The organism is Streptomyces sp. NPDC017936 (genome assembly GCF_044328485.1).
Classification (GTDB): Bacteria; Actinomycetota; Actinomycetes; order Streptomycetales; family Streptomycetaceae; genus Streptomyces.
The window spans coordinates 1-17192 of the sequence record NZ_JBIRHK010000005.1 but is presented as its reverse complement, the minus strand read 5'-3'; the positions used below and the strand labels follow the sequence as shown (position 1 = coordinate 17192).

The 17192-nt window shown below is 71.1% G+C and carries 18 protein-coding genes and 1 rRNA gene; 9 read left to right on the top strand and 10 right to left on the bottom strand.

The window, feature by feature from the left end; genetic code table 11:
- Window positions 1–89: 89 nt before the first annotated feature.
- Entirely contained in the window at window positions 90–1088 is a 999-nt protein-coding gene (locus ACH4F6_RS11845) for an anion permease (RefSeq protein ID WP_397959865.1), read from the bottom strand.
- A 7-nt stretch (window positions 1089–1095) separates the two neighbouring features.
- Window positions 1096–1716 (bottom strand): DUF47 domain-containing protein, encoded by a 621-nt coding sequence (locus ACH4F6_RS11840; RefSeq protein ID WP_189942130.1) that lies wholly within the window; start codon window positions 1714–1716, stop codon window positions 1096–1098.
- A 227-nt stretch (window positions 1717–1943) separates the two neighbouring features.
- Between ACH4F6_RS11840 and ACH4F6_RS11835 the strand changes: the two genes are divergently transcribed.
- Complete coding sequence (locus tag ACH4F6_RS11835; RefSeq protein WP_397959864.1) at window positions 1944–2342, top strand: metal-sensitive transcriptional regulator; 399 nt, start codon at window positions 1944–1946, stop codon at window positions 2340–2342.
- Between the two features lie 87 nt (window positions 2343–2429).
- Here the strand turns inward: ACH4F6_RS11835 and ACH4F6_RS11830 are convergent, their stop codons facing one another.
- Both ACH4F6_RS11830 and ACH4F6_RS11825 read right to left on the bottom strand, forming a co-directional pair.
- A complete protein-coding gene (locus ACH4F6_RS11830; protein WP_397960353.1) occupies window positions 2430–2597 on the bottom strand; it encodes a hypothetical protein in 168 nt (55 codons plus the stop codon).
- A 135-nt stretch (window positions 2598–2732) separates the two neighbouring features.
- Window positions 2733–3569, bottom strand: a complete 837-nt coding sequence (locus ACH4F6_RS11825) for a hypothetical protein (RefSeq protein WP_397959863.1) — start codon at window positions 3567–3569, stop codon at window positions 2733–2735.
- A gap of 157 nt (window positions 3570–3726) precedes the next feature.
- Here ACH4F6_RS11825 and ACH4F6_RS11820 point away from each other — a divergent pair, with 157 nt between their 5' ends.
- Window positions 3727–3918: a hypothetical protein gene (locus ACH4F6_RS11820; protein WP_397959862.1), complete on the top strand. Its 192-nt coding sequence runs from the start codon at window positions 3727–3729 to the stop codon at window positions 3916–3918.
- Window positions 3919–4054: 136 nt separating this feature from the next.
- On the opposite strand, the gene ACH4F6_RS11815 is transcribed toward ACH4F6_RS11820, so the two are convergent.
- From ACH4F6_RS11815 to ACH4F6_RS11805, 3 genes are all read right to left on the bottom strand, one after another.
- Window positions 4055–4765, bottom strand: a complete 711-nt coding sequence (locus ACH4F6_RS11815) for a phosphatase PAP2 family protein (protein WP_397959861.1) — start codon at window positions 4763–4765, stop codon at window positions 4055–4057.
- Window positions 4766–5004: 239 nt separating this feature from the next.
- Complete coding sequence (locus ACH4F6_RS11810; protein ID WP_397959860.1) at window positions 5005–6024, bottom strand: NlpC/P60 family protein; 1020 nt, start codon at window positions 6022–6024, stop codon at window positions 5005–5007.
- Between the two features lie 48 nt (window positions 6025–6072).
- Window positions 6073–7884, bottom strand: a complete 1812-nt coding sequence (locus tag ACH4F6_RS11805; protein WP_397959859.1) for a serine/threonine-protein kinase — start codon at window positions 7882–7884, stop codon at window positions 6073–6075.
- Window positions 7885–8138: 254 nt separating this feature from the next.
- Between ACH4F6_RS11805 and ACH4F6_RS11800 the strand changes: the two genes are divergently transcribed.
- Window positions 8139–8420, top strand: coding sequence for a DUF397 domain-containing protein (locus tag ACH4F6_RS11800; protein ID WP_397959858.1), 282 nt, complete (start codon window positions 8139–8141; stop codon window positions 8418–8420).
- A gap of 79 nt (window positions 8421–8499) precedes the next feature.
- On the opposite strand, the gene ACH4F6_RS11795 is transcribed toward ACH4F6_RS11800, so the two are convergent.
- Complete coding sequence (locus ACH4F6_RS11795) at window positions 8500–8646, bottom strand: GNAT family N-acetyltransferase (protein ID WP_397959857.1); 147 nt, start codon at window positions 8644–8646, stop codon at window positions 8500–8502.
- Window positions 8647–9040: 394 nt separating this feature from the next.
- On the opposite strand from ACH4F6_RS11795, the gene ACH4F6_RS11790 reads away from it, so the two are divergent.
- The 6 genes from ACH4F6_RS11790 to ACH4F6_RS11765 all read left to right on the top strand — a co-directional run bounded on the left by ACH4F6_RS11790 (window position 9041) and on the right by ACH4F6_RS11765 (window position 16265).
- Window positions 9041–9349 carry a hypothetical protein gene (locus ACH4F6_RS11790; protein WP_004000049.1) on the top strand — a complete coding sequence of 103 codons (309 nt, stop codon included), beginning with the start codon at window positions 9041–9043 and terminating at the stop codon, window positions 9347–9349.
- Between the two features lie 184 nt (window positions 9350–9533).
- Window positions 9534–10349 (top strand): hypothetical protein, encoded by an 816-nt coding sequence (locus ACH4F6_RS11785; RefSeq protein WP_397959856.1) that lies wholly within the window; start codon window positions 9534–9536, stop codon window positions 10347–10349.
- On the top strand, window positions 10339–11703 hold the full coding sequence (locus ACH4F6_RS11780; RefSeq protein WP_397959855.1) for a hypothetical protein: 1365 nt from the start codon (window positions 10339–10341) through the stop codon (window positions 11701–11703). Before ACH4F6_RS11785 ends, ACH4F6_RS11780 begins: the two co-directional genes overlap by 11 nt.
- Window positions 11700–13259: an SCO6880 family protein gene (locus ACH4F6_RS11775; protein ID WP_397959854.1), complete on the top strand. Its 1560-nt coding sequence runs from the start codon at window positions 11700–11702 to the stop codon at window positions 13257–13259. Before ACH4F6_RS11780 ends, ACH4F6_RS11775 begins: the two co-directional genes overlap by 4 nt.
- Before the next feature lie 8 nt (window positions 13260–13267).
- The gene (locus ACH4F6_RS11770) at window positions 13268–14695 is read left to right on the top strand and encodes an ATP-binding protein (RefSeq protein WP_397959853.1); all 1428 of its coding nucleotides are present in this window, start codon (window positions 13268–13270) and stop codon (window positions 14693–14695) included.
- Between the two features lie 13 nt (window positions 14696–14708).
- A complete protein-coding gene (locus ACH4F6_RS11765; RefSeq protein WP_397959852.1) occupies window positions 14709–16265 on the top strand; it encodes a TraM recognition domain-containing protein in 1557 nt (518 codons plus the stop codon).
- Window positions 16266–16302: 37 nt separating this feature from the next.
- Here the strand turns inward: ACH4F6_RS11765 and ACH4F6_RS11760 are convergent, their stop codons facing one another.
- Window positions 16303–16857, bottom strand: a complete 555-nt coding sequence (locus ACH4F6_RS11760; RefSeq protein WP_397959851.1) for a GNAT family N-acetyltransferase — start codon at window positions 16855–16857, stop codon at window positions 16303–16305.
- Window positions 16858–16947: 90 nt separating this feature from the next.
- Window positions 16948–17064 (bottom strand): 5S ribosomal RNA (rrf, locus tag ACH4F6_RS11755).
- Window positions 17065–17192 lie beyond the last annotated feature (128 nt).

Genomic DNA, 17192 nt, shown 5'->3' with positions numbered 1-17192 from the left:
GCGGCACAGCCCGGGGGTCCGGGGCGGAGCCCCCGGACCCCCGGGCTGTCAGCCGACCGGGACGGGCAGGTGGGTGGGCAGACCCCCGCCTACAGAAACGCCAGGTTCACGATCCAGAACGCGCACGCCGCCACCACCGCCGCCGCCGGCATCGTGATGAACCAGCCGAGGACGATGTTCTTGGCGACCCCCCACCGCACGGCGTTGATCCGCTTCGTCGCCCCCACACCCATGATCGCCGAAGTGATCACGTGCGTCGTCGAGATCGGCGCCTTGAACAGGAACGCGGTCGTGAACATGATCGACGCCCCGGTCGTCTCCGCGGCGAACCCCTGCGGCGGGTCCAGCTCGATGATCTTCCGCCCGAGCGTCCGCATGATGCGCCACCCGCCCGCGTAGGTCCCCAGCGACAGCATCACCGCGCACACGATCTTCACCCACACCGGGATCGGATCCCCGTAGTCCTCGACATCCGCGATGACCAGTGCCATCACCACGATGCCCATGGTCTTCTGCGCGTCCTGGAGACCGTGTCCCAGCGCCATGCCGGCCGCCGACACCGTCTGCGCGATCCGGAAGCCCCGCTTGGCCTTGTGCGGATTGGCCCGCCGGAAGAGCCACAGGATGGCGGTCATGACCAGGTAGCCGACCAGCAGGCCGACCAACGGCGACAGGAACATCGGGATGACGACCTTGTCCAGCACCCCGTTCCAGTAGACCGTCGTGCCACCGGCCAGGGCCGCCCCCACCATGCCGCCGAACAGCGCGTGCGACGAGGACGAGGGCAGTCCGAAGTACCACGTGATGAGGTTCCACGTGATCGCGCCGACGAGCGCCGCGAAGAGGATGCCCATCCCCTTCGAGCCCTCGGGCGTCTGGATCAGCCCCTCGCTGACGGTCTTGGCGACCCCGGAGCCCAGGAAGGCGCCGGCGAGGTTCATCACCGCCGCCATCGCCAGCGCGGCGCGCGGCGTCAGCGCCCGCGTCGACACCGAGGTGGCGATCGCGTTCGCCGAGTCGTGGAAGCCGTTGGTGTACGTGAAGAAGAGCGCGACCAGGATGGTCACGATCAGAGCGAAGGTGTCCATGAAGGGCTCAGGACTCCTTGACGGCGATGGTCTCCACCGTGTTCGCCACGTGCTCGAACGCGTCCGCCGCTTCCTCCAGCACGTCCACGATCTGCTTGAGCTTCAGCACCTCGATGGCGTCGTACTTGCCGTTGAAGAGGTGGGCGAGCAGCTTCCGGTGGATCTGGTCCGCCTGGTTCTCCAGCCGGTTGACCTCGATCCAGTACTCGGTGAGGTTCTGCATGGTCCGCAGGTTCGGCATCGCTTCCGCGGTCAGCTCCGCGGCCCGCGCCAGCACCTCGATCTGCTGCTCGACGCCCTTGGGCAGTTCCTCGACGTTGTAGAGGACGACCAGGTCGACGGCCTCCTCCATGAAGTCCATGATGTCGTCGAGGGACGAGGCGAGGGAGTAGATGTCCTCGCGGTCGAACGGCGTGATGAACGAGGAGTTCAGCTGGTGGAAGATCGCGTGCGTGGCGTCGTCACCGGCGTGTTCCGCGGCCCGCATACGCTCTGCGATCTCGGCCCGGCCGGCGGTGTCCGCCCCGAGCAGTTCCATCAGGAGTTTCGAGCCGGTGACGATGTTGTCCGCGGACGCGGCGAACATGTCGTAGAAGCTCGTCTCCCTGGGGGTCAGACGAAAGCGCACGTGGGGTCCTCAGGATGCATCGGTTTCGGTCAGGGTGATGCTAGGCGCATCATCCGGCCACGGCTAATGGGCCGTCTCCCAGTGTCGCCCATCGGGCGGGAGGACCGGCAGCGGGGCTGCCGGGTGGTCCCGTCCGGGGGCCGTCCACAACGGCGGCGGCCACAGGCTCCCTACCCGGGAAAGTTCGGTACGATATACCCAGTAGGGGTATATATCTGGAGGACGCGATGACCACCACCGAGGCCGGCGCGGCAGCGCCCTCCGCCGCATCCGAGACCGCACTCGGGGCTGCTCCCGGAGCCGCCTCCGAGACCGCGGCCGAGCCCACCGAGGCCCACCCGGCGGTGCACGGGTACCACAAGCAGAAGGACGAGCACCTCAAGCGCCTGCGCCGCATCGAGGGCCAGATCCGCGGCCTGCAGCGCATGGTCGACGAGGACACCTACTGCATCGACATACTCACCCAGGTCTCGGCGTCCACCAAGGCCCTCCAGTCCTTCGCGCTGCAGCTGCTGGAGGAGCACCTGCGCCACTGCGTCGCCGACGCGGCCCTCCGGGGCGGCGACGAGATCGACGCGAAGGTGGAGGAGGCGACGAAGGCGATCGGCCGCCTGCTGCGGACGTGACGCGTGACGTGAGCGACAGATGTGACATGGGCGACTCGCGCAGTCCCGGCACCGGGTGTCACCGGAGCGGGATCACGGGCACCCGGCTCAGCGGCCGGAGACCTCCCGCTCCTCCCTCACCCTGAGCACCTCGTCGATGCTCTCCAGGCTGAGCCGCTCCTCGGCCTCCGAAGCCGCGATGATCAGCTCACCGCACAGCTCGATCTCGGCGAGGGCCACGTGGTCCTGCACCGCCGTACCGCCGACCGGAGCCACGCACGTCACCTCGTCTCTGCCGTCACCGCTTCCTAGAGTAAGGAGCGGTCCACACGCCGCGCATGGCACGGACGGGCTAGTCCTTGTGCCCGTCCCGTGTCCGAAACCGCTCCTTCTCCGGCTCGCCGGCCCCGCTCATTCCTCGGCGATCCGGCCCGCGTAGATGTCCCGGACGGCCGGAAGCCGTACATCGACGGGGACCCCGAAGTCGTACAGCAGCGTCGTCGAGGCGACCGCGAGGGCCTCCCTCCGCGCGCCGTTGACGTAGCTGAAGCGGTGGCGGACCTTGCGGATGCGGCCCTGCTCGTCGAGGTAGACGTCGAAGGGCACCTCGGCCGTGGCGAACCCCAGCGCCGCCGCGCCCAGCGGTCCACGGCCGCCCGCGGAGGCGTCCCGCGCGGCCGCGGCCAGGTCGGCCGTCCCGCGGTAGTGCCGCACCTGCGCGCCGGCCAGCCGGATCGTCCCGACGTACGTCGCCGTCCGCGTCCCGCGCAGCACCTCGGCGGCCGTGTACGGGTCGGTGGCGCCGCCGGTGACCAGGTTGCCGTCGGACAGGGTCGCCGTCTCCAGCCGCACCCATTTGTCGGCGGGCACGCCGGCGCCCCGGTTCTTCATGAACAGGGCACCCGGGGCGAGGAGCTCGGTGATGGGACGGTGCGCGCTGGTCCCGGCCGGGTCCTGCGGCAGGACGACCTTCAGCCGGCCGAGCTGCCTGCGGTAGTCGTAGACGCCCTCGCCCCGGATGGTCACCCGGGTCCCGCCGGTCGCCATCTCCATCGACGTCCGCGCCTTCGAGCTGCCCGCCGCCACCAGGGCGTCGGCGGCCCGGCGCAGCGTCCCGACGGGGTCGCCCGGCTGCGCGTCCTCGGCGGCGGCCCCGCTGCCGGAGCATCCGGCGGCGCCGGCGCAGATCCCGGCCACGAGCCCCGCGACGACCGCCGTTCCCCACCGCCGCTGCTGCCGCTCCGCCATCGCCTGCCTACCCCCAGCCGGTACGTCCGTCACGGGCCCCCCGTCGCAGCGCTTAACGACGGTCGGGCGGGCCCCGTCACGCGGTTCCGGCGGGCCCGGCCGAAGACGTGCGCTCGCCGTGCGAGTCCGCGGGCCGGGGCTGGGTAACGTTCTCCTTGTGACCCAGCAGGACCGCTCGGCCCCGGCCTCCGCCCTCGCCCCGGCCCCCTCCGGCGAGGAAGTCCACCGCACTTCGACCGTCGAACAAGGCCCGTTCTGCCTGGCCCGCTGCTCCTGCGGCTGGCGCGGTCCGGCGCGCCGGGCCAGAAGCCTGGCCAGAGCGGACGCCGAGGGCCACGCCCGGGGCTGAGGGTCCACGCACCGCCCGGGGAACCCGCCGCCGCGCGCCGCGGTCGCGCTCCACGAAGCCTGTGGAAGGCGCGGCGCGGAACGTGATCCGCGGGGCTTCTCCGGCCCCTACGAGGGCCGGAGGGACGTCGGCGCCGTTACGCCGCGAGGTCCCGTTCCTCACTGGCCGGGTCCACCCGGTTCCCGGGGATCACGGCGTCTCCTTGCGACCTCCGGGCGGAGCGGCTGCGCACGACCCACCCCACCCGGGGTGAGCGCTCCACCGCCTTCAGCACGGGGGTGAGGAGCAGCGCGGCCACCGGGGACAGCAGCAGCGCCACGGCCGTACCGAGCGCGAACCCGCCGACCACGTCGGTCGGGTAGTGCACGCCCATGTACACCCGGCAGAAGCCCTCCAGCAGCCCCAGCCCTATCCCGACGAGCCCGAACTTCCGGTGGGCGACGAACAGCGCGACGCCCATCGCCATGGTGATGGTGGCGTGGTCGCTGACGAAGGAGTAGTCGGTCTTGCCGGAGACGAGCACCTCCAGCCCCTGGTGGTCGAGGAACGGCCGGGGCCGCTCCACGAACCCGCGGATCGGCACGTTCACCAGCACGGCGACGGCGGCGGCCAGCGGCACCCACACCAGCGCGGCCACCGCGGCGGCGGCGTCCTCGGCCGTGCCGGGCCGCCGCCGGACGGTCCACCAGCACCACAGCACCAGCAGGACCATGGCGAACAGCAGCCCGTACTCGCCGACGAACTCGACGACCCGGTCCAGCCAGTGCGGAGCGTCCTTGGCGAGTCCGTTGATGTCGTAGAGCAGGTCGACGTCGGGGTTCGACCCGGATGCGGCGAGTCCAGCCATGGTGCTGCGGCCCTTCGTCGTGTTCTGCCCGGCGCACGCCTCACGCGCGCCGCTCGTGCCCACCCCCGTGGGTCGTAGATCCGCTTTCCGCCGGTCCATTCGGTCACAGGCATTGCTCGGCTACGTCAACAGGAACGCACGGCCCCGCTTGATACGTTCCACTCTCCACTGAATGATCACGCAGACGTTATCGAAGAGAGATACGTCGTCGCAGATCAGAAAGGTGAGAAGCGTCCGGTTCAGATCGTCGTGGGGAGCGCTTTCGCGCCATCTTCGGTCACCCGGGTGGCGCCGAAGTACTTGCGGGTGTCGATCGGGTCGAAGCGGATCACGGCACCGGTGTACGGCGCGTCGATCATGTATCCGCCGCCGACGTAGATCCCCACGTGATCGATGGCGCGGGAGTTGTGCGGGTCGGGCGAGAAGAACACCAGGTCCCCCGGCAGCAGCTCGTCCCGCGCGGGGTGCGGCCCGGCGTTGTACTGGTCGTTCGCGACCCGGGGCAGGGTGATCCCGACACTCGCGTAGGCCGCCTTGGTCAGCCCCGAGCAGTCGAACCGCCCGCCCTGCTCCGGCGTACCGTTCCCGCCCCACAGATACGGCGTCCCGAGCTTCTTCTGCGCGTAGTAGATGGCCCCGGCGGCCTGCTCGGAGGGATCGACCCGGGTGACGGGGGCGGCGAAGGACTTCTCGAGGGTGCGGATCGTCTTGACGTAGTTCTGCGTCTCTCGGATCGACGGAACGCCGCCCGCCTTGATGACCCGGTAGGCGCCGGCGTTGTAGGCCGCGAGCATGTTGTCGGTCGTGTCGCCCGGTACGTCCTTGACGTATTTCGCGAGTTCGCAGTCGTAGGACGCGGCCGAGGGAATCGCGTCGTTCGGGTCCCAGATGTCGCGGTCCCCGTCCCCGTCGCCGTCGATGCCGTGCGCGGCCCACGTGCCGGGGATGAACTGGGCGATGCCGCGGGCGTCGGCGTGGCTGACGATATCCGGATCCCAGCCGCTCTCCTGGTACAACTGGGCGGCCAGAAGCGCCGGGTTGATGCTGGAGCAGAGGTTGCCCCACTTCTGGACCAGCGCCTGATAGGCCGTCGGCACGGCTCCCTTGGCCAGCCCGACGCTCCCCTTGCCGACGCCGTTGACGAGGTTGCCCGCCACGACGTACACCCCGACGACGAGGAGCATCACAAAGCTCAGCCCGAGCCCGACCGCGGCTCCGCCCACCATCCAGACTTTTCGCACGTCCCAACCCTCCCCCATCACAACGGTGTTTACCGGCCTTTCGTGCGACTGTCGGTGTCGCGTGCGCTACTTCGAGAGGAAACCACGGCAGTCGATGCTCGCGTACTCCTTGGCCCCCCGTACGTGGAGGAACAGCACCGTCCAGTCACCGGGGTCGTTCTCGACGGGAATGGCGTCGCTGTACTTCTTGCCCAGCACGTTCTGCTGGAAGTCGTCGGGGTACGTCAGGTACGTCCAGTCCGTGCCGATGGCGACGGGCTTGCTGGTGTACCCCAGGCCCAGGTTCTGGGCGGGGGACCCCTCGATGGGCCTGCCGGTGTCCGCGTCGATCTCGTGCGGGGACTTCACGGCCACGGAGACGTAGTACGGCTCCTCGGACTCGTACTTGAGCCGGATCCCGATCCTGCCCTTGCCCGAGGTGTACGGGTCGTCGGAATCCGCGGCCGAGATCGAGCTCTGGAACTGATCGCTGCGTTCCTCCGCCGGCAGATTGCACTGCCCTCCGCCCCAGGCCGACTCGTCGGTCGTCCAGAAGTCCCGCGAGGGGTTCGTCTGCTCGACGTAGGCGGGCGGCTGGAGCGCCGGCCCGTCGTCCTCCGTCGCACTGGGCGTCGTCGTGATGCCGGGCGTCGCCGTGGTGGCGCTCGCCGGCACCGAGGTCCTGGCCGACGCCGAGGTGGTGCCCGGTCCTGCCGCGCCGAGCTTGTCCCTGCCGGTGTCGTCGTTCCCCCCGGGCAGGAAGGTGAGTGCCGCGGCCACGCTCACTCCCACGGCCAGGCCGGCCGCCCCGGCGAACAGCCAGGCCTTCGGGCGCGGCCGGCCGGCCGGGGACGGCGGGGTCGTCGGGGGCAGCTGGGTGGGCGTGTACCCGTGGCCGTTGCCGTTCGGGGAGGTCGCCGTGGGCAGGTCGTGGGTGCCGAAGGGCGGGTGGGCCGGCGGTGCCGGTGCCGCGGACCCGGGCGGCGTCACGGACGATGCCGCTGCCGCCGCGGGGGACGGCTCTGCCGGCACGAGGGACGGCGGAGGGGTCTCCGCCAGTCCGGCGAGCCCGCCGTAGAACGCGTCCTCGATGAGCGCAGTCCGCACCCCACAGCGCGCGATCACCTCGGCGAGGCCGGGCCGGGCCGCCGGGTCCTTGGCGACGCACGACTCGACGAGCGCGGCCAGGTCCGGTTCCACGCCGCCGAGGTCGATGGCCTCGTGCACGGCGCGGTAGTTCACCCCTGTGGGCTCCCCGTACCCGAAAGGCGACCGGCCGGTGGCGGCATGGGCGAGCGTCGCACCGAGCGCGAAGACGTCGGCGGCCGGCCCGACCTCGTTGCGCAGAAGCACCTCGGGGGCCGTGTAGCCGGGCGTGCCGGGCGCGAACCCCGCCTCGGTGAGCGCCGTCTGCGCCGCGCTGCGCGCGATCCCGAAGTCGATGAGCTGCGGGCCTTGGGCGGCGAGGATGACGTTCTGCGGCTTGAGGTCCCGGTGGGTGACGTCGTGCGCGTGCACGGCCGCGAGGCCCTCGGCCAGCGCCGCGAGCAGCGCGCGGCACGTCTCGGCGGGCATCGGCCCCCGCGCCGCCACGGCCTTGCTCAGCGTCGGCCCGGGGACGTACTCGGTCGCCAGCCAGTACGGCGCCGTCTCCAGCGACGCGTCGATCAGGTTCGCCGTGTACGCGCTCCGCACCGCCCGCACCGTCTCCACCTCGCGCCGGAACCGGGCCAGCGCCTCCGGATGGTCGGTGATCTCGTCGCGGATGACCTTGAGCGCGACGAGCCGGCCGCCGGGGGAGCGGCCGAGGTAGACCTGGCCCATGCCGCCGGCGCCGAGGCGGGCGAGAAGGGTGTGTGCCCCTATCCGGGCGGGGTCGTGTGCTTTCAGTGCATCCACCGCATGACCATGCCACAGGGGTCGGCCGGGTGGCCCCGCACCCCTGCGCCGGCTCCCGCCCGCCCCGGACCGCCCGCAGGGTGTTCGGGCGATCCCCGGTGTGCTTGCGCCATCAGGAAGTCGGAGGGGGCAGGACCAGGGCGCGGCTACGGTGGGGACGGAAGCCGACCACTGCGAGGACGTCGACGCTCACGGCGGCCCCGGCCGCCTTCGCCGCGCAGCTCACCACCCTCACACCGGAGGAGGACGCCCCCATGCCCGACATCCCCCCGGACCTCACCTGGGTCCGCGCCGCCCCGCCGGAGGCGACCGGCCCCGGCCCCTGGATCGAGATCGCCTTCGGCGAGGGCGAGGACGGCGAGGCCCCGGTCTACCTCCGCGAGACCAGCGACCCGGAGAACGTCGTCACGACGAACCGCCGGAAATGGGACGCGTTCGTCCTGGGGGTGCAGGCGGGCGAGTTCGACCACTTCGTGGAGGGAGCGGAGGGGGTGGAGGGCGTGGCGGGACCTGGGGACGCGGCAGCCGAAAGCTGACGCGCCCACAGACGGCCCGGCACCACCACCGTCCCCGTCCCCGTCCCCGTCCCCGTCCCCGTCCCCGTCCCCGGGAGCCTCACACGGCGTCCCCCCGCATGGTCCCCGCGTACGCGTACCCCGCCTTCCCCGCCACCCGGCACGACGCCTCGTTCGCCACGGCGTGGCACAGCCGGAGCCGGTGCAGTCCGAGTTCGTCGAAGGCCCACCGGGTCAGCCGCCGCACCGCCCTCCGGTCCCCCGAGGACGGGCACGGATCGGCTGACCGTCCGTCACCGCACCTGGCGGAGTCGTGGAATCCGGCCGCCGTCCGCTCGCCGCGCACCGCCCGTCGGCATGAGACCATCGAGAGGGCCCCTCACCCGACCGGCCGTCAGAAGCGGCAGGACGCCGTGAAGTGGGTCAACGACGGAACCACACGACAGGTTCCGCACGGACTTCATTGCCGGGCGTGACCTGCCGTGATACACAGAGTGACCGTACGAGCCGTTCGTACGGATCCCGACCGCCAAAGACGCCAAGTCGACATACGACGGCGGCTTTGTCGGCGAGAATGAGGCGTGACCTCTGCACACCGCAGGGGGCGACCGTGGAACAACCCACCAGGGGCGGTGACTTACATGCTCTTTGCGGCCGACAAGGGAGACATCAACACCATCATCGGCGGGATCGCTCCGGACTGGGGCCCCTTCGGCAGCCTGGGCAACGAGGCGAAGGTGATGATCGAGGTCGTGATGGCGGTCGCCATCCTGATCTGCCTCGGCATCGCCATCTGGGGCGCCGCCAAGCAGCGCATCGGAGCCACGGCCCTGCGGGACACCTTCAGCGCGGAACAGGGCAAGGGCCTCATCATCGCCGGTCTGACGGGCGTCTTCATCATCGGATCACTCGGCACACTGTTCACGATCGTGTACGGCATGGCCGTGTAGCCGCACCTTCCCCAGTCCCGTCCGGGCACGCCCGGCCCCCTCCACCCCACCCACCCGTCGCGCCCACCGGCTGAGGTTGCGTCTCCCTGATGTCGAGTCACCACACCGCGCCCGCGCGGGAACCAGCACGGCTACCGTCGTACTTCTACGCGTTCCGGTACGGCAACGAGGGGGCGTACACGGCATGAGCGACGAACACGACTACGGCGAGCCGTCGGGCACCCGCATGCGCCTGCCCGACGCCGACCCCTACGGCGGCGCCCGCCGCCCCGGCCGCTCGTCCTCACGGAGCCTGGTCACGGTGGTCGGCGTGGTCGTCCTCCTCATCGCCGCGATCGCCTTCGCGAACCGCGGGGGCGACGACTCCGACTCCCCCGCCGCCCGCACCGGGACCGACAAGCCGGAAACGGCGACCACGGCGGCGAGCGGCACCAAACCGGTGGAGACGAAGAGCGCGGGGATCCCCTCGGGATTCGCGCGCGACGGGCAGGGAGCGCAGAGCGCGGCTGCCAACTACTGCGTGGTCCTCGGATCCGCCGAGATGTTCAACGGGACCCGACGACACGAGATCGTCAACGCCGTGTACGCGCCCGATGTCGCCGCTGCCCGGCAGTCCGCCCTGGACACCGCTTACTCGAACGCGACGTTCCTGAGCAACATCGGCCTGGACAAGGACGGCACCGCGCCGGACGGTCAGAACTTCGTCTCCCGGGTCATCCCGGTCGGCACCAAGGTCACGGCGGTCAGCGCGAACGACGCCACCGTCGAGGTCTGGTACACATCGCTCTTCGGTCTCTCCGGCGAAGCTTCCACCAACCCCGTGTCCGAGAGCTGGTACACCACCACGTACCGGCTCGAGTGGGTCAACGACGACTGGAAGGTCACCGACTTCCAGCAGAAGGACGGACCCGTGCCGGTCGGGCGCGACCAGAAGGCCTCCACTGCCGACGACATGACGAAGGCCGTCGAGGAGTACGGAGGGTTCACGTATGCGCGCTAAGCACCTTTCCCTGAAACTGACGGCTGCCGTCGTCGCCGTTCAGACCACCGCAGTCCTGCTGGCGACCCGTGCCTTCGCCGTGCCGACCCCCGATCCGTCCCCCTCCGGTTCGACGGCCCCGTCCCCCTCGGCGTCGCCCTCTCCGAGCGACAGCACCTGCGACCTCATCCGTGGGCCCGCCGCGGATTACTGCAACAGGGGCGAGAGCCGCTCCGGCACCACCACCAACCCCGGCGTCTCCGACACCCTCGACCCCCTCTCCTCCCTCGCCAAGGGCTGCGCCGACGCCGCCGCCTGGACCGTCGACAAGCTCAGCGAGGCCGTGAAGGACACGGCGAACGTCGACTTCACCAATCCCAAGTTCCTCCAGCAGTACGCCGTCGTCTTCGCCGCCTCGACCGTCCTGACGCTCCTGCTGTGGCTGCTGGCCGTGGCCAAGCGGGCGGTCCGCGGAGTCCCCCTGACCACCGCGATCGGCGAAGCCATCGGCTTCCTCTGGCTCACCGTCCTGGCCTCCGCCTTCACCCCGCTGGTCCTCTACACCGTCGTGTCCGCCACCGACGGCATCACGGACGTCCTCGCGAAGACGACCGGCGACCAGACCGACACCTTCTTCGGCACCTTCTCCGCCGCCCTGGAGAAGGGCGAGGACATCGGCGGCGGCCCGATCATGCTGATCGTGGTCTCCCTGGTCTCCATCCTCGCCGCCGGCGTGCTCTGGCTGGAGCTGGTCATCAGGGCCGCCCTCCTCTACGTCGGCGCCCTGCTCGGCACGGTCGTCTACGCCGGCCTGGTCGACAAGAACCTGTGGGGCCACGTCCGCCGCTGGGCGGGCATCATGATCGCGGTCATCCTGGTCAAGCCGGTCATCGTGATCGTGCTCGGCCTCGCCGGCGCCCTGTCCGCCGACGACGGCCCCGACGCCTTCTCCGCGGTCGTCTCCGGCCTGGCCATCATCCTGCTCGCCATCTTCGCCAGCGCGATGATCTACCGCTTCGTCCCCGGCTTCGGCGACGAGATCGCGGGCAGCCGCAACAACCGCATCATGCAGGGCGCGGAGGGCAAGGCCGCCGCCGTCATCAGCTCCCCGGCGACCCTCGTCGCCCAGGGCATCAAGACGCACAGCACCCGCGCCGACAGCAACGGCGGCGGCGCGTCCGCCTCCAGTGGCCCCCGCCCGGCCAACCAGGCCGCCGGCGGCGTTGCCGCGCACAGCTCGCGCACCTCGAACGGGGGCGGCGGATCTGTCCCCTCCGCCGCACCCCCGCCCCGCACGAGCAGCGCGGTCAACACCCCGCACGCCAGCAACACCCGCAACAGCAGTACCAACCGCACGGGAGGTGAAGGGCGTTGACGACCGAGTCCCACGTGTCCCACACGATCGCGCCCCGCCGGACATACCTGATCGGCCGCGCCCGGCCGAACGCGATCGTCGGCCGCAACCGCGAGACCGGCGAGATCGCGCTCATCGTCGTCGGCGCGTTCCTCGGCATGATGTGCGGGCTCCTCGTCCCCCTCCTCGCCCTGCGCATCGTGCTGCTGGCCGGCTTCCCCATGCTCGCGCTGGCCGTGGTCTACATGCCGTACAAGCACCGCACGTTCTACAAGTGGTTCGAGATCAACCGCAGCTACAAGCGCACCCTGCGCCAGGGGACCACGTACCGCTCCGGCGCCATGGAGGCCGGCACCCGACTCGACGGCCAGGAGGTCGAGGTCGGCCCGCCCCCGGGCATCGGCCGCATCACCTGGCTCGCCGCCCCCTTCGGCCCCGACGAGATCGCCGTCCTCCTGCACGCCGACCGCCGCACCGTCACGGCCGCGATCGAGATCGAGGGACCCGGCGTCGGCCTGCGCGACAGCGAGGACCAGGAGGCCCTCGTCGACCGCTTCGGCACCCTGCTCAAGCACGTGGCCAACGGCGACGGCTTCGTCACCCGCCTGCAGATGCTCGCCCGCACCCTCCCCGCCGACCCCGACGCCCACGCCAAGGACGTCGCCCAGCGCGGCGACGACAAGTCCCTGCCGTGGCTCCAGACCTCGTACGACCAGCTCCAGTCCATGGTGTCGACGAGCAGCGAGCAGCACCGCGCCTACCTCGTCGCCTGCATGCACTTCACCCGCGAACTGGCCGCCGAGGCCCACGCCATGGCCCGCGCCGCCCGCCCCCGCACCGGCCGCAAGCTGGACCGGGACGCCGGCCTCGCCGTCGTCATGGCCCGCGAGCTGACCGACATCTGCTCCCGCCTCCAGGAGGCGGACATCCGCGTCCGCCAGCCCCTCGGCCAGGGCCGCCTCGCGTCGCTCGTCCACTCCATGTACGACCCGGACCACCCCATCGACCACATCCAGGCGATGACCCGGCGCAACGCCTGGCCGGCCGAGCTCGACGCCATGGAGCCCACGTTCCTCCAGGCGAAGACCCGCGAGTCCACCACCCGCGCCCCCTGGTGCCACGCCACCGCCTGGATCAAGGAGTGGCCGATGACCCCGGTCGGCGTGAACTTCCTCGCCCCGCTCCTCGTCCACACCCCGGACGTCATCCGGACGGTCGCCGTGACGATGGACCTCGAACCCACCGAGGTGGCCATCGAGCGCATGCTGACCGAGAAGACCAACGACGAGGCCGAGGCGAGCCGCGCCGCCAAGATGAACCGCACCGTGGACCCCCGCGACGTCGCCGCCCACTCCCGCCTCGACCAGCGCGGCGAGGACCTGGCCAGCGGCGCCGCCGGCGTCAACCTGGTCGGCTACATCACCGTCTCCTCCCGCACCCCCGAGGCCCTCGCCCGCGACAAGCGGACGATAAGGGCGTCCGCCGGAAAGTCGTACCTCAAGCTGGAGTGGTGCGACCGAGAGCACCACCGCGCCTTCGTGAACACACTCCCGTTCGCCACCGGCATCCGAAGGTAGGGCTTCACATGCGGGACCCGCTGTCCGTCCTCACCGACGCCTTCACGTCCTTCCTCTTCGGCAAGGTCGAGACGACCCGTCTGCCGGTCCGCACCTCCACCGGCCAGGCCCAGGCGGTCTACCTCCCGACCGCCGCCCCCGGCCTCGGCGACTCCGGCGTGATCATCGGCCGCGAGGTGTACTCCGGCAAGGGCTACATCTACGACCCGTTCCAGCTGTACGGCCAGCAGCTGCCGGCCCCGCACTGGCTGGTCCTCGGCGAGTCCGGCAACGGCAAGTCCGCCCTGGAGAAGACGTACGTCCTGCGCCAGCTGCGCTTCCGCGACCGCCAGGTCGTCGTCCTGGACGCCCAGGGCGAGGACGGCGTCGGCGAATGGAACCTCATCGCGCAGGCGCTGGGAATAACTCCCATCCGTCTGGACCCGATGGCGGCCCTGGACCACGGCATCCGCCTGAACCCGCTCGACCCCGCGATCACGACGACCGGGCAGCTCGCGCTGCTCCGGACGATCATCGAGGTCGCCATGGGCCACGGCCTGGACGAGCGCTCCGGCTTCGCCCTGAAGGTCGCCCACGCCTACGTCAACGAGACGATCGTCGAACGCCAGCCGGTCCTCTCCGACATCGTCGAGCAGCTCCGCCACCCCGAACCGGAGTCGGCGGAGGCGATGAACGTCGCCCTGGACGACGTACGGGCCTGGGGCCTGGACGTGGCACTCGTCCTGGACCGGCTGGTCGACGGTGACCTGCGCGGCATGTTCGACGGCCCCACGACGGTCGGCATCGACCTGGACGCCCCGCTGATCGTCTTCGACCTCTCCCACATCGACCGCAACTCCATCGCCATGCCGATCCTGATGGCGATCGTCGGCGTCTGGCTGGAGCACACCTGGATCCGCCCCGACCGGAAGAAGCGCATCTTCCTGGTCGAGGAGGCCTGGCACATCATCAACAGCCCCTTCGTGGCCCAGCTCTTCCAGCGCCTGCTGAAGTTCGGCCGCCGGCTCGGCCTGTCCTTCGTCGCCGTCGTCCACCACCTGTCGGACGTCGTCGACGGCGCGGCCGCCAAGGAGGCCGCCGCGATCCTGAAGATGGCGTCGACCAGGACCATCTACGCCCAGAAAGCCGACGAGGCCAGGGCGACGGGCCGTGTCCTCGGCCTGCCGCGCTGGGCCGTGGAGATCATCCCGACCCTCACCCCCGGCATCGCCGTCTGGGACGTCAACGGCAACGTCCAGGTCGTCAAACACCTGGTCACCGAGACGGAACGCTCCCTGGTCTTCACCGACCGCGCCATGACCGAGTCGTCCGCCGACCTGGCCGACGACGACGTCCTGCGCGCCGCCGAACTGGAGCAGGAACAGCGGGCGGCGGCCTACATGGAACAGCACCTGGCGGCCGACCTGGACGGCTCGTCCGAGTCGACGGTGGCGTGAGGGGAAGGGCGCCATGAGACCGGGTGACGACCGTCGGGGCCGGGGAGGTCACGGGGCGGGCGGTCAGGGCGGCGTCCCCGACGGCCTCCTGGTCGGCATGCTCGCGTTCCTGCTCGGCATGGCCGTGCTGGTCTGGACGGCCACCGGCCTGGCCGCCGTGCTCGCCCACGGCGCCTGGCCCGGCGGCGTCACCTTCGGCCGCACCCCCCTGGCCATGCGCCACCTCATCACCCGGCCGCACGACGTCGCGGGCGCCTGGCCGGACGCCGCCCCCACCGCGCTCTCCGGCTACGGCCTCTTCTGGGGCCTGTTCATCGGCCAGCTGATGCTGCTGTTCGTCCTCACGGTGTTCGTCATCGGCACGGTGACCCGGTGGAGAGCGGTACGGGCACGCCGCAGGGCCGGAATCCCGACCCCTCCCCCGCACACGGCGCCGGTCCCGCCGACCGTCCCCCACGAGGTCCCCACCCCCCGGACGGAGCCGGAAGCGGGACCGTCGGCGGAAGCCGGGGGACAGCCGGAGCCGGGAAGGCGACCGGAGGGGTGGGGGCACCCGGAGCCGAGGACGGAGCCGGTGCCGCACCCCCCGTCGTCCGTCCCGTCGTCCCCGGGCGAACCGGCCGGTGCCCGGGAAGCCGCCCGTGCCGACGGCCCGGTGCTGTACGCGCCCGCCGAGGTCCGCCACGTCACCGCGTCCCAGGCCGTGCGCGACGCGGAGGGGCCCGTCCTCGTCGTCACCTCCAGCGCCGCCCTCTGGCAGCACACCAAGGACGCCCGCGCCAAGCTCGGCCCGGTCCTCCTCTACGACCCCGCCCACCGCTGCGACACCCCGGCCCGCCTGCACTGGTCCCCCATCGCCGGCTGCGAGGACAGAGCGACGGCGGCCGCCAGGGCCACCGCCCTCCTGGCCCCCGTACGCCCCACCGCCCGCCTCGACCAGGCCGTCACCGACACCGCCGAAACGCTCCTGCGCAGCTACCTCCACGCGGCCGCCGCCGACGGCCGCACCATCCGCCACGTCCACCGCTGGTCCCAGGGCACCGCCGTCCAGGAAGCGGTGCGCATCCTCCGGACGAACCCCAAGGCGGCCTCCGGCGCGGCCGGCGAGCTCGAAGCGGCCCTCACCTCCCACCCCGAACGCCGGGACATCGCCCAGGAACTGACGACCCGCGCCCTCTCCGCCCTTTCCACGGTGAACATCCGCGAGGCGTGCACTCCGCACCGAAGTGATGCCCTCGCCTTGGATTCCTTTGTGAACGAAGGGGGAACGCTTTACGTGGTAGGCGAATCCATCGAGGACCCGAGGACCCGTCCCGGCGCCATGCCCTTCCTCACGGCCCTCGTCTCCAGCGTGGTCGAGCGCGGCCGGCGCATGGCCGAACGGTCATCCTCCGGTCGCCTCGACCCACCACTCACGCTGGTCCTGGACGACATCGCGGCCGTGGCCCCTCTCCCCCAGCTCCCGCACCTCCTGGCCACCGGCAGGGACCGCGGCCTGCCCACCCTGGCTCTCCTGCGGTCCCGCGAACAGGCCCGCACCCGCTGGCCGAACACCGAACTGCCGGTCTAGTCGGGGCCCGCGGCCTGTGGGGCGGAGGCCGCCGGTCTCACGCTTCCTCGGGGCGCTCCATGACGAACTCCAGCTCACGAGCGTCCGGATCCGACGGCAGCGGCACGACCACCCCGCTCGGCTCGAAACCCGCCCTGCGGTAGAAGGCCCGCGCCCGTCCGTTGTCCTCGTGCACGATGAGCCGCACCCGCTCCACTCCCCGCGCCCAGGCCCACTCCAGCCCGGCGTCGAACAGCACCTCCGTCAGACCCGATCCGCGGTGCTCGGGCCGTACGAACACGCCGACGACGTGCCCCTGGAACCGTTCGACGGGCAGCCCCGCCCAGTCCTTCGTGCCGGCCTCCTCGAGCAGCACGGTCAACGTCCCGACCCACTCCCCGTCCGGGCCCTCCGCGATGACCTGCTGCGCCCCCTCGACGTCCGCGGCGACGCCGGCCGTCCGCTCCCGCCAGAAGGAGTCCGGCTTCGCCAGGGCCTCCTCGTACGTCTCCAGGAAGGCGAGGTGTGCGATCGGGTCCCGCAGCGCCAGGAGCCGCAACTCCCTTGCGGCAGCCCACTCGTCGGCACGCACGGACCGGATCACGTAGCTCATGCGGTTCACCGTAGTACCCGGGGCATTTAAAAAGAACTCCGAATGCAGAAAACCCCCGTGCCGAACGGCACGGGGGTTTTCTCACAATTTGTTCGGCGGCGTCCTACTCTCCCACAGGGTCCCCCCTGCAGTACCATCGGCGCTGTAAGGCTTAGCTTCCGGGTTCGGAATGTGACCGGGCGTTTCCCTCACGCTATAACCACCGAAACACTATGAAACTGTGAACGCCGCACCATGCGCACACGCATGGGGCTGTTCGTGGTTTCAGAACCAACACAGTGGACGCGAGCAACTGAGGACAAGCCCTCGGCCTATTAGTACCGGTCACCTCCACA